The organism is Cylindrospermum sp. FACHB-282 (assembly GCF_014697195.1).
In the GTDB taxonomy this organism is placed as follows: domain Bacteria; phylum Cyanobacteriota; class Cyanobacteriia; order Cyanobacteriales; family Nostocaceae; genus Cylindrospermum.
In genome coordinates this window covers 1-1,572 of sequence record NZ_JACJRJ010000108.1, presented here as the reverse complement: position 1 = coordinate 1,572, position 1,572 = coordinate 1, and the positions used below count along the sequence as shown (strand labels likewise).

Below are 1,572 nucleotides of genomic sequence, written 5' to 3'. Positions count from 1 at the left end.
GTGACATACTCCTACACTGACTCTAAGAGTACAGTGTAGGCTTCCAAGACAATCCGGCTATTGCTTAGGAGACTCTTGGCTTTAAGAACGGGATGCCCCGCCGCTCTGTTTTTTATATTTATCGCTGCGTTATGGTCACGGTCTAGACTGCATCCACAATTAGGGCAGTCATGCCATCTTTCATGCAACTTTTTAGGTACTTTCTCTCCACAATTAGAGCAATCTTGACTCGTACCAGAAGCATTCACAGCAATTACCAACAAACCAGCATTTTCGGCTTTGTTTGATAGTATCGACAGGAAGCTTGACCATCCAGCATCAAGTATAGATTTAGCTAGTCTGGATTTTGAAAGTCCTTTGATATTGAGGTCTTCGTGAACTACAACATCATGTTTTGACAGCAACTGTTTTGCTGTTTTAAAGTGGAAATCTTTGCGTTTATCAGCAACTTTTTTATGTTGTTTGCCTAGTTGTTTTACTGCTTTTTGTCTACGATTACTTCCTTTCTTTCTGCGAGATACACGTTTTTGAATAACCCGTAATCGTCTCTGCGCTTTGCGGTAATGTTGGGGAATTGCAACACTTTCACCTTCGGAAGTAGTCAAAAATTCTTTCAATCCCATATCAATTCCAGATATCAATCCAGAATTGATATCTGGTTTAATTTCGGGAACTGTTGAATCTTCTAGGCTTAGAGTTATATAGTAACCATCAGCTTTTTTAGTAACCGAAGCAGTTTTGATTTTAAAACCATCTGGAATAGGACGATGCAAAATAAGTTTGATTTGCGCTAATTTTGGTAAAGAAATTCTACTATTAGCAATACAATCTGGCTTAATCCTTGGGTACAAGAAAGTTCTGTATCGACTAGGAGGTTTAAATCTTGGTTTACCGCTACGTTTTCCGTTGTTATCACCCTTCAAGAATCGGTCAAAAGTTGTTTTCACTCGTTTGACAACATCCTGCAAAACGTCGGAATAAACATCTTTGTAATGAGGATGCGTCTCTTTTAACTTAGGTAGTGTTCTTTTTTGTCCAAAGTATTCGGGATTATCTCGTAGTTCTGGAAGATGGCAAACAAGCGGACAAGCATTTATGGGACAACGATTTTGCTCATACCAATTAAATCTATCTGCCAGCAAAAAGTTATATTGAGCGCAACACATAGACAACCATCGGTCTATTTCTTGCGCTTGTTGTTTTGTTGGACGTAGCTTGTATTGGTATGCCGTTTTCACTTGTTTTTCACCTCCTGTTATAGACATGGTAACATAAAAGTGACAACAATGGGTAGACAAATCATGAAAACTACTAGATTAAATGTAAGGATGTCCGAGCGTAGATTAAACAAAATAAGGCAGTATGCAGCAAACAAAGACAAAACCGTGACGCAGATAGTTGAGGACTGGATTGACCGACTGCCGAATAAAGAAATTGACAAAAACTCAACTGTCCCTCTCTCGGTCAATCCTGCGGATTGATGTGGTCAAGGGACGTTTCGTTTTTGTCTCGCAATTCCTCTCGTCACCTCCCTTGCGGGTAGGTGAGAGGCTCCTTGCTGTTCAAGCTGAA

At 39.8% G+C, this 1,572-nt stretch carries 2 protein-coding genes; one reads left to right on the top strand and one right to left on the bottom strand.

From position 1 onward, the window contains the following. Positions 1-11: 11 nt before the first annotated feature. Complete coding sequence (locus H6G32_RS26375; RefSeq protein WP_190463717.1) at positions 12-1,238, bottom strand: RNA-guided endonuclease InsQ/TnpB family protein; 1,227 nt, start codon at positions 1,236-1,238, stop codon at positions 12-14. 63 nt (positions 1,239-1,301) lie between these two features. On the opposite strand from H6G32_RS26375, the gene H6G32_RS26975 reads away from it, so the two are divergent. Continuing rightward, positions 1,302-1,481, top strand: a complete 180-nt coding sequence (locus H6G32_RS26975) for a DUF6364 family protein (protein WP_242046733.1) — start codon at positions 1,302-1,304, stop codon at positions 1,479-1,481. The last annotated feature ends 91 nt before the right edge of the window (positions 1,482-1,572 follow it).

Coding starts and splice junctions, on each gene's coding strand:
- H6G32_RS26975 (WP_242046733.1), top strand. CDS start 1,302: ATGAAAACTACTAGATTAAATGTAAGGATGTCCGAGCGTAGATTAAAC.